General features: G+C 67.4%; 11 protein-coding genes and 1 pseudogene. 5 read left to right on the top strand and 7 right to left on the bottom strand.

The window, feature by feature from the left end; all coding sequences use genetic code 11:
* Window positions 1–440 (top strand): annotated as a pseudogene (locus G3N99_RS28940) (amino acid permease); the annotation flags it as partial.
* Window positions 441–590: 150 nt separating this feature from the next.
* Here the strand turns inward: G3N99_RS28940 and G3N99_RS28935 are convergent.
* The 4 genes from G3N99_RS28935 to G3N99_RS28920 form a co-directional block, all read right to left on the bottom strand.
* On the bottom strand, window positions 591–887 hold the full coding sequence (locus G3N99_RS28935) for an XRE family transcriptional regulator (RefSeq protein WP_011355454.1): 297 nt from the start codon (window positions 885–887) through the stop codon (window positions 591–593).
* Window positions 888–959: 72 nt separating this feature from the next.
* The gene (locus G3N99_RS28930) at window positions 960–1,319 is read right to left on the bottom strand and encodes a type II toxin-antitoxin system RelE/ParE family toxin (RefSeq protein WP_206124097.1); all 360 of its coding nucleotides are present in this window, start codon (window positions 1,317–1,319) and stop codon (window positions 960–962) included.
* A 137-nt stretch (window positions 1,320–1,456) separates the two neighbouring features.
* Window positions 1,457–2,443 carry a pca operon transcription factor PcaQ gene (gene pcaQ / locus G3N99_RS28925; protein ID WP_174935698.1) on the bottom strand — a complete coding sequence of 329 codons (987 nt, stop codon included), beginning with the start codon at window positions 2,441–2,443 and terminating at the stop codon, window positions 1,457–1,459.
* A 77-nt stretch (window positions 2,444–2,520) separates the two neighbouring features.
* The gene (locus G3N99_RS28920) at window positions 2,521–3,258 is read right to left on the bottom strand and encodes a helix-turn-helix transcriptional regulator (protein ID WP_174935699.1); all 738 of its coding nucleotides are present in this window, start codon (window positions 3,256–3,258) and stop codon (window positions 2,521–2,523) included.
* 120 nt (window positions 3,259–3,378) lie between these two features.
* Here G3N99_RS28920 and G3N99_RS28915 point away from each other — a divergent pair, with 120 nt between their 5' ends.
* The 3 genes from G3N99_RS28915 to pcaG all read left to right on the top strand — a co-directional run bounded on the left by G3N99_RS28915 (window position 3,379) and on the right by pcaG (window position 5,523).
* Window positions 3,379–3,945, top strand: a complete 567-nt coding sequence (locus G3N99_RS28915; protein ID WP_174945027.1) for a YiiX/YebB-like N1pC/P60 family cysteine hydrolase — start codon at window positions 3,379–3,381, stop codon at window positions 3,943–3,945.
* A 273-nt stretch (window positions 3,946–4,218) separates the two neighbouring features.
* Window positions 4,219–4,926: a protocatechuate 3,4-dioxygenase subunit beta gene (gene pcaH, locus G3N99_RS28910; protein WP_206124096.1), complete on the top strand. Its 708-nt coding sequence runs from the start codon at window positions 4,219–4,221 to the stop codon at window positions 4,924–4,926.
* A 3-nt stretch (window positions 4,927–4,929) separates the two neighbouring features.
* Window positions 4,930–5,523, top strand: coding sequence for a protocatechuate 3,4-dioxygenase subunit alpha (gene pcaG / locus G3N99_RS28905; protein ID WP_206124095.1), 594 nt, complete (start codon window positions 4,930–4,932; stop codon window positions 5,521–5,523).
* A 461-nt stretch (window positions 5,524–5,984) separates the two neighbouring features.
* Here pcaG and G3N99_RS28900 read toward each other — a convergent pair whose 3' ends face one another.
* A complete protein-coding gene (locus tag G3N99_RS28900) occupies window positions 5,985–6,764 on the bottom strand; it encodes a helix-turn-helix transcriptional regulator (protein WP_206124094.1) in 780 nt (259 codons plus the stop codon).
* A 142-nt stretch (window positions 6,765–6,906) separates the two neighbouring features.
* Between G3N99_RS28900 and G3N99_RS28895 the strand changes: the two genes are divergently transcribed.
* The gene (locus tag G3N99_RS28895; RefSeq protein WP_206124093.1) at window positions 6,907–7,686 is read left to right on the top strand and encodes an alpha/beta hydrolase; all 780 of its coding nucleotides are present in this window, start codon (window positions 6,907–6,909) and stop codon (window positions 7,684–7,686) included.
* Window positions 7,687–7,724: 38 nt separating this feature from the next.
* Here the strand turns inward: G3N99_RS28895 and G3N99_RS28890 are convergent, their stop codons facing one another.
* Window positions 7,725–8,552, bottom strand: a complete 828-nt coding sequence (locus G3N99_RS28890; protein WP_206124092.1) for a M55 family metallopeptidase — start codon at window positions 8,550–8,552, stop codon at window positions 7,725–7,727.
* The coding region (locus G3N99_RS28885) for a P1 family peptidase (protein ID WP_206124091.1) at window positions 8,549–8,873 on the bottom strand (325 nt) is incomplete at its 5' end. The genes G3N99_RS28885 and G3N99_RS28890, both read right to left, overlap by 4 nt.

Here is an 8,873-nt window from a genome sequence, read left to right as displayed (position 1 = left end):
CCGCGGCCGCACTGCTGCTCACGCTCGGCACGATGAACGCGTATTTCGCAGGCGCAGCGAAGCTCGGCGCGGCGCTCGGGCGTGACGGCGCGTTGCCCGCGTGGCTCGCGCAAGGCAGCCAGGTCGGCGGCGTCCCGCGCCGCAGCCTTGGCGTGATCGCCCTGCTCGCAGTTGTCGCCCTGGCGGCGACGACGCTGTCGGACGTCGGGCCGAAGCCGCTCGTGCTCGTCACGTCCGGATGCTTCGTGATGGTGTACGGGCTCGGCGCGGCCGCCGCGTTGAAACTGCTGCCGCGCGGCGGCATCGCATACCGTTGTGCGTGGGTTTCGCTGGTCGCGGTGGCCGGGCTGTTCCTGACGACCGGCTGGTACATTCTGTGCCCTTTGCTGCTCGCGGGCGGTGCGCTGCTCTATCTGCAGGTGGCCGGGCCGCGTCAGTGACCCGGCAGGTGCGCGCGGGCCGACACCTGCCCACGTGCGGGGACGCGCGGGCTGATCATGATCGAACCGCTGGACGGATTGCCGGCCGCTCCGCCGCGCGCATCACGCGTAAAAGCTCGACCTCGACCGTCCGCCGGTTCTTCGTGCCCGTCAGGCTGGCACCAGCTCGAAACTGAGCCGTTTGCCGAGCGCGGCGGCCGCGCTCGCGAGCGTGGCCAGCGTGAGGCTCGTGTCGGTTTCGTCGAGCAGACGGTTGAGCGCGGCGCGGCTGGTTTTCATCCGCGCGGCCATCGCGGTTTTCGTGATGTGCTGCGCCTTCATTTCCTGCCCGATCTGCCAGGCGATCACGCGCTTGATCGCGGTGGCGGTGGCCGCTTCGAGATTGCCGTCCTCCTCGAGGAAGGTATCGAAATCGCTGCCGATATGCGGATTGTTCGTGGTCGTCATGGGTACTCCAGTGCATGGCGTTGCCGGCAGCCTGACCGTCGAAGACGGTGCGTTCCGGCGCAACCGGGAAATTCAGATGGCGCGCATCAGCGCTTTCAGGCGCGCGACGGTGACATCGAGATCGTCCGACGGCGTGGCCCGCGACTGCTTGAAGAACCCGTGCAGCAGGACCATCGTGTCGCCGACGACCGTAAACAGCACGCGGGCGCTCCGCCCCGGCAGCATCACGCGGATCTCCCACAGATCCTGTGCCATCTTCCGGACCAGCGGCATGCCGAGCGGCCAGCCGAGTTGAACGGTCTTGATCTCTTCGCCGATCACCCTTCGCTCCGCATGCCCGAGCGCCTTCAGCCATTCGCGCACCGGCTCGTTGCCACGGGCCGTCTGGAAGAACCGCACGCCGAGCGTGACCTGGATCTGCTGTCTCGTCATCGTCCTGACACCAATCGTACCAAAATCGGTACGATATGCCAAGCACCACGAGGTCGGCTACTGACCAGATGGCCAATCCAGTCAGTTGCCGGGAACGGGAACGGGGCCGGGCCGCGCTTGCCGCACGGTCCACCGGGTCAATCGTCGCGACGAACCGGCTTGCGCGCCGCGCGTGACGTGCCGCCGGCACGCGTTTCGCCGAACCGCGACCTGGCGATGTCGCGCACGGCGTCGATCAGCGTCCGCGCGACCGGCGACGGCTGCGCATCGGTGCGCAGCACGAGCCCGACCGGCTCGTCGGTGCCCGCCGACGGCAGCGGCAGGCGTGCCAGCGCCCCGGCCGACAGGTCGTATTCGGCCGCATAGAGCGGCACGAACCAGACCGCGTCGTTCTCGAGCGCCAGCGCCCGCGCGACCGATACCGACAACACCTCGATGAACGAATCCAGCGGCGGCACGCCGCAAGCGCCGAGCAGTTGCTCGGCCGACTGGCGGATCAGCGTGCCGAATGGCGGCAGCACGACCGGATAGCGCGCGAGTTCGGCCGCCGGCGCCGCGCTCGAGAGCAACGGATGCCCGGCGCGCACGACGGCGACGAGCGGCTCGTTGTACAACTGCTCGAACGCGAGCCCGATCATCCGCTCCGGCTCCGACAGCCGTCCGATTGCACACTCGATCGCACCGGACTTCAGGCGCTCGAGCAGATCGGCGTTCGCGGCCGTCGCGATCCGCACGACGACGCGCGGCCAGCGCTCGGCGAGCGCCTTCATCAACGCGGGCGCGAGCGATGCCGCGACGGTCGGCAGCATGCCTATTTCCAGCGTCGCCGCGGCGGCCCCGCCTTCGCGCGCGAGCAGCCCGACGCCTTGCCGCAGCGCCAGTACGCACGCGCTCGCGTGCGGCATGAACAGTTGCGCCTCGCGAGTCGGCTGCGCACCCTGCCGGCCGCGCTCGAACAGCTTCACGCCGAGGATCGCCTCCAGCTCGGCGATCGTCTTCGAAACGGCCGGCTGCGTGATCGACAGGCTCTCGGCCGCCTTCTGCACGCCGCCCAACTGCGCGACCGCGAGAAAGCACTGCAAGTGCCGGAACTTGACGCGGCCGTCGGCGATACGGTTATTCATAACGAGTGGTTATGCGATTGACGATGAAATGCCATTTTGCATAACTTTTCGAATAGTCCCAAGCACTCGACGATGCGTCACGCATGACGCCGCAGTGCCTGGAAACCGGCCGGCTCCCACATCCGCTTCGCGATCAGCAAGCTGGTGCCGTGCTTTTGCGCGAGCGGTGCGGACGACGATTCCGCATGCAGCGCGGCCGCCTTGCTGCGCAGCCGGCGCAGCTCCAGTTCGAGCTCCGCGGAGGCGGCCTCCGTCAGCATCCCCTGCGAGAACGTCATCGTCTCGCCTTGCCCGTCGAAGCGGCTGTCGAGGAAATCGCCGAGTGCGTGCGCATGGAAGTACCGGCGGATCGGCCCGCCCGGCAGCCAGTCGAAATCGCGCGCGACGCGCACGCGAATCCGGTCGCCCGGCAACAGCGCGACGACGTTCATCCGGTCGAGCATCAGCAGGTATTTCACGCACTCGGCCTTCGTCACCTGATAGGCCGACACGATGTCCTGAACGGTCCAGTAGTTGATCGCGCAGACGGCAACGAGCAGCAGTTTGTCGTCCGACACCAGCAGTGCCTCCTGCTGCTCGGTCAGCACATGCAGCCTCGGCGCCGACGCGGACGCCTCCTGCACGAGCTCGGCCAGCGTGTAGCCGAGCAGTTGGGATATCTCCACGACACGCTCCAGCGTAAAGCGGCCGCTGGCGAACAGCCGCTTCACGCTGGTCTCGGAGACGTCGAGCGCACGCGCGACGTCGCGGTAGGTCATGCCCTGCGCCTTCAGCTGGCGCTTCAGCATGTCGATGAGTTGGGCGGTTTCGGTCATTTTGGTATCGAAAAATGATGCTCAAGGTCAGATATTAGGCCACCTTCGCACGCAGATGAACACTTTCGGATACTTGTCTGCATAATCCGCTCCGTGCTGTCACTGAACGACGGAGCCGAAATGACCACCCGAACCGAAACCGCTGCCTACGAATCGCATCACACCGCCCCGCGCGATGCCCGCGACACGGATCGCACGATGCCGCTCGCCACGGTCCGTACGCTGGCCGCCAGCGCGCACGTCGGGGATCTCGTGTTCATCCGCGTGCCGGCGAATGCGCCGCGCGACGCGGCCGGCGCGACGGGGGCGTGGGCCAATCGCTTCGGCATCGTCGTCGATACGTCGGGCGACGAGCCCTTGATCGCCGAATCCGCGTTTGCGTGGACAAAGCTCACGCCGCTGTCGCGCTTCGTCGCCCGGACCGACGGCGGACGCATCGCGCTGGCCCGTCGCGTCGCGGCACCGACCACCGATGCGCAGCGCCAGCTTCACTCAACGGCCGAACGGCGGATCGACGCGCTGCTCGGCAACCGCTTCAACCTGCGGACGCGGCGCGGCTTCTGCGCCGACTACGTGAGCGACGTGCTCGGCGCCGACCGGGACGCGACGCCGGCCGCACTGCTGCGCAGCGGCACGCTGTCACTCGAATTCGACGGGATCGTGTTCGATCCCGGCCGCCAGTCATAACAGGCGCTCAGGGAGACCGGATAACAACAAGAACGACAACACAAAAAAGCAGCGACGGGCTGGCTGGAGGGCCGTGCACGGGGTCGTCACCGACGACGCGAAGCCCGATCGCTTTTTCCGCCGGACAGGCATCCTGTCCGGCGGAATTTTCATTGGCGCGTCGAACATAACGAACGGTTATGCGATTCGCGAAAAAAGGTCATTTTGCATAACTTTCCGGATTGGCTACAGTCGTGCCATCCACTTCGCGAAATACCTATCAGGAGACGCCCGATGGATTCCCCCACGATCCTCACGCCGCGCGACTGGCCGTCGCATCCGGCCTATGTCCACCCCGAGTACCGTTCGTCGGTGAAGCGCGGCCCGACCCGCCCGCTGATCCCGCTGAAGGAGAAGCTTCGCGACCAGTACGCGCCCGTCTACGGCGCCGACGATCTCGGCGCGCTCGACCATGACCTGACGAAGAACGCGGTGAAGAACGGCGAGCCGCTCGGCGAACGCATGGTCGTCACGGGCCGCGTGCTCGACGAAGGCGGCAAGCCGGTGCGCAACACGCTCGTCGAGGTGTGGCAGGCGAACGCAGCCGGCCGCTACGTGCACAAGATCGACCAGCACGATGCGCCGCTCGACCCGAACTTCCTCGGCGCGGGCCGCTGCCTGACCGACGACGAAGGCCGCTACCGCTTCCTGACGATCAAGCCCGGCGCGTATCCGTGGGGCAACCATCCGAACGCGTGGCGCCCGAATCACATCCACTTCTCGCTGTTCGGCGATTACTTCGGCTCGCGTCTCGTCACGCAGATGTACTTCCCCGGCGACCCGCTGCTCGCGTACGACCCGATCTTCCAGGGCACGCCCGAGGCCGCGCGCGATCGCCTGATCTCGCGCTTCTCGATGGACCTCACCGAAGAAGGCTATGCGCTCGGCTACGAGTTCGACATCGTGCTGCGCGGCCGCGACGCTACCCCGATGGAGCGCTGAACCATGACGACGCTGAAGCAAACCCCTTCGCAGACGGTCGGCCCGTACTTCGCGTACGGCCTGTGCCCGCAGCAATACGACTACGACCTGAAGAGCCTGTTCACGCCGACGATCGCCGCGGCCCACGCCGAAGGCGAGCACGTGCTGCTGGTCGGCCAGGTGTTCGACGGTGACGGCAACGTCGTCGGCGACGCGGTGCTCGAATTCACGCAGGTGGACAGCGCGGGCCGCTACCCCGCCTCGCGCGACGACATCGCGAAATTCGGCTTCACGGGTTTCGCGCGAGTCGGCACCGGCACCGATGCGCAGCAGCGCTTCGTCGTCGAGACGGTGAAGCCGGGCCGCCTCGCCGCAGACGAAGCGCCGCACATCAACGTGACCGTGATGATGCGCGGGATCCTCACCCACGCGTTCACGCGCGTGTACTTCGACGACGAAGCCGCCGCGAACGCAGCCGACCCCGTGCTGAATGCCGTGCCGGCCGAGCGCCGCGCGACGCTCGTCGCGAAACGCGACGCGCAGCCGGGCCGCCCGGTCGTCTACCGCTTCGACATCCGCATGCAGGGGCCGGACGAAACCGTGTTCTTCGACGTGTGACGCGCGAGCCGGCTTGCGCCGGCTCCGCCCGCTACCCCAACGCCGCGTGGCGCGATACCAACAGGCATCGCACCACGCGGCGTTTTTCATGCTCCGTCGCCATCATTCGATGCTGCGGCGCATCGCGTCCGGCCAAGGGTGCGAATGCCCGTTGTCGCGGGCTTGTGCCCCCTGCATCGAACGCGCGATTGAAACGTATGCTGCGACAGCACACAAGTCGTCAGTCGGACACGATATCGTTTGCGCGTTATGCGGCGTATTCTTCGCTATCCGCAACGCTTCAATGAGATTGAATCGGAACAGGCAACAATTACGCATGTAATGCGCGACTCCGGCCGGCAGGCCGTGCGCGCATTTTTTTCTGACCGAGTGCCTTTAAACGCGTCTGACCGAAGTTGGCAGGCGCGTATTTTTTTGGCGGTAACCGGCGCGCCCGCGTGACGTGCGCCGATTCCTTCCGGCTAGCGCCGAATCTCCAGATAGCGGCTCGGCGTGTCACCCAGAATGCGGCGAAACGCCGACGTGAACGCGCTGGCGCTCGCGTACCCGAGATCGAGTGCGACGCGCGTGACCGGCTGCCCGTCGCTCAGGCGCGCGATCGCCGCGAGCATGCACACCTGCTGGCGCCATGCGGCAAAACTCACGCCCGTCTGCGCGCGGAACTGCCGCGTGAACGTGCGACGGCTCACGCCGGCGTCGGCGGCCACCTGGTCGAGATCGGCCGCGATCGACGGCGACGCGAGCAGGTGCCGGCACACCTTCGCCAGCCGTGCGTCGGCCGGCAGCGGCGCATGCAGCGACAGGCGCGGCATCGTCGCGATTTCCGCGACCAGCAGCTCCATCAGCTTGCCCGCACGCCCGTCGACGTCGTACAGCGCCGGCAGGTCGATCGCATCGTCGATCAGTTGCCGCAACAGCGCGGACACGCCATAGACACCACACTGGTCGGGCAGGCCCGCCTCCTGCGCGGCGTCGCCGGACACGAACGTGTTGAGCATCGTGACCGGCCCGGTCATCGTCATTTCGTGCCGCACGCCGGCCGGCACCCAGCACGCGCGCTGCGGCGGCACCAGCCAGCGCCCATGCGGCGTCGACACGCTGATCGTGCCGCGCGACGCGAACGCGAATTGCCCGCGCCCGTGTGCGTGCTCCGGAAACGTCGTGCCCGCCGCATAGTCGTTCGCGGTCACGACCACGCTCCGGGGAATGTTTTCGTAGGGATCTAGCAGCGTATTTCTCAAGGCCCGAATTCCATCATCAATGACCCGATATCGAAGGCGGGTCTCCTTCGCGCGATCTACGATCCGCTCCACCCTTGCGCAACCTGACGGCCGCAGGACCCGTCGGCCTGATCGGCCGGATTACCACTGCATCGGAGCGGACATGCCGAATACGTTTCATCGCGTGGGGGACGGCCCCCACCCTGTTCTTGTACTGCCCGGCTGGTTCGGCGACGCCCACGCGTTCGAACCCGTCGAAGCGTGGCTGTCGCGTGAACTCTTCAGCTATGTGTTCATGGACTACCGCGGTTACGGCCGCATGCGCGACGCAGCGGGCCACTACACGATCGACGAGATCGCCGCCGACGCGCTCGCGCTGGCCGACACGCTCGGTTTCGCGACCTTCAGCATCGTCGGCCATTCGATGGGTGCGATGGCGGCCGAGAAAATCGCCGTCATGGCGCCCGGGCGTGTGCGCGCGCTGGTACCGATCACGCCCGTGCCGTGCGGCGGCCTGCCGTTCGACGCGGAGAAACGCGCGCTATTCGAGCGCGCCGCCGACCACGTCGCCGATCGCCGGACCATCATCGATCGCAGCACCGGCGGCCGCCTGCCCGCCGCCTGGATCGAGTGGAAAGCGGCGTATTCGGCAGCCCGTTCGTCGCCGCCGGCGTTCGGCGCGTACTTCCGCGCGTGGGCCGATACGGATTTCAGCGACGAGATCGCCGGCGTCCATCCGGTGAAAGTGCTGATCGGCGATCACGACCCGGCGTTCGACGCGGCACTGATGGCCCGCACCTACCTGCAGCGTTATCCGCTCGCCACCGTCGCTGTGCTGCGCAATGCGGGCCACTATCCGATGAACGAGACGCCGCTCGCGCTGGTCGCGGCAATGGAAACGTTCCTGCTCGCCGTGACGGCAAACCCCGTCGGCAACCACTGACGACGCGCGGCGCGCAAGCCGCATCGCGGTCGCGCGCATCACCGCAACATGAACGACATCGCCGACAAACTGTTCAGCGTGCGCACCACATGCTCGACCGAAGGCCCGTCGAAGCGCAGCGTCACCGCATCGACGCGCTCCAGCGACGGCAGCACGCAGAACAGGTCGGCCTGCGCCGCCGTCTGCACGCGCAGCGTGCAAGCGGCCGGCGTGGGCCGATGGGCGCCGGCGCGCACGCCAGCCGACAGTGCGTGCGCGACCGTTTCGCGCGCGGCGCTTGCGATCCGCGCACATGACGCGGAAGGCGTGAGCGTATCGCCGCTCGACGCGCCGCCGGCCGTCTTGACCGTCTCGAAATGCGCATCCGGAAACAGCGGCTGCGTTTCCTCGGCGAACACGTCGTCGCCCGTGGCCAGCGCGACGTGCGCGCCGTATTCCCGCGCCAACGCACCGTACAGCCCGGCTTCGCCGAGCTCGATGCCGTTCAGCCACACCTGCGTGAACGCGAAGCTGTTGATCGTGTGCGCGAGTACGCCGCGCGTCTGCGACTTCGCGTGATAGCCGATCATGAACACGAGGTCGGGCTGCTGTTCGAGGCCCGCCATCATCCCGAGCGTGCGCGGCTTGCCGAGCACGACGCGCGCACGCGCATCGAGCCCGTCGGGCAGCAGGTTGCGGAAGCCGCCATGCGAGTCGTTGACCCACACCGCCTGCGCGCCGCCCATGAACGCGCCTTCGATCGCTGCGTTCGCCTCGGCGGTCATCCAGCGGCGCGCGCGCTCGTATTCCGGATTGCCGGCGCGCGTCTGCTCGGTGGCGAATACGCCGGCGACGCCTTCGATGTCGGTCGAAATCAGGATCTTCATGACTGGGTAAGACGTCCTTCGTAGCCTTCGTTGAACAGGCGATCGAGATCGGGCACCGCGTCGCGCAGCGATTGCCGCACGTGGCCGTCGCGCCCGGCCACGGTCACGGCCTGCAGCAATGCATCGGCGATCGCGTGCTCGACGCTTTCGGCTGCGGCCATGAACAGCGGATCGAGCGCCGCGTCGGCAACGAGGGCCGGCAGCGCGAGGGTCGATGCGTCGTGCGCGATCGTGTAGGCGGTGGAGAATGCGAGCGCGATGTCGCCGCTGCCGTGCCCGTAGACCGAGCCCGTGCGGGCCAGCCCCGCACCTGCGCGGCGC

The sequence above is a fragment of the Burkholderia sp. Ac-20392 genome (genome assembly GCF_017104585.1).
Lineage (GTDB): Bacteria > Pseudomonadota > Gammaproteobacteria > Burkholderiales > Burkholderiaceae > Burkholderia > Burkholderia lata.
The sequence above is the reverse complement of the archived record's forward strand: the minus strand, read 5'-3'. Positions and strand labels throughout refer to the sequence as shown.

What these genes read in the sequence shown, in the direction of transcription:
- pcaG (WP_206124095.1), top strand. Translation starts at nt 4,930, where the DNA reads ATGACGACGCTGAAGCAAACCCCTTCGCAGACGGTCGGCCCGTACTTC.
- G3N99_RS28930 (WP_206124097.1), bottom strand. Translation starts at nt 1,319, where the DNA reads ATGACGAGACAGCAGATCCAGGTCACGCTCGGCGTGCGGTTCTTCCAG.
- G3N99_RS28895 (WP_206124093.1), top strand. Translation starts at nt 6,907, where the DNA reads ATGCCGAATACGTTTCATCGCGTGGGGGACGGCCCCCACCCTGTTCTT.
- G3N99_RS28915 (WP_174945027.1), top strand. Translation starts at nt 3,379, where the DNA reads ATGACCACCCGAACCGAAACCGCTGCCTACGAATCGCATCACACCGCC.
- pcaH (WP_206124096.1), top strand. Translation starts at nt 4,219, where the DNA reads ATGGATTCCCCCACGATCCTCACGCCGCGCGACTGGCCGTCGCATCCG.
- G3N99_RS28890 (WP_206124092.1), bottom strand. Translation starts at nt 8,552, where the DNA reads ATGAAGATCCTGATTTCGACCGACATCGAAGGCGTCGCCGGCGTATTC.
- G3N99_RS28920 (WP_174935699.1), bottom strand. Translation starts at nt 3,258, where the DNA reads ATGACCGAAACCGCCCAACTCATCGACATGCTGAAGCGCCAGCTGAAG.
- pcaQ (WP_174935698.1), bottom strand. Translation starts at nt 2,443, where the DNA reads ATGAATAACCGTATCGCCGACGGCCGCGTCAAGTTCCGGCACTTGCAG.
- G3N99_RS28935 (WP_011355454.1), bottom strand. Translation starts at nt 887, where the DNA reads ATGACGACCACGAACAATCCGCATATCGGCAGCGATTTCGATACCTTC.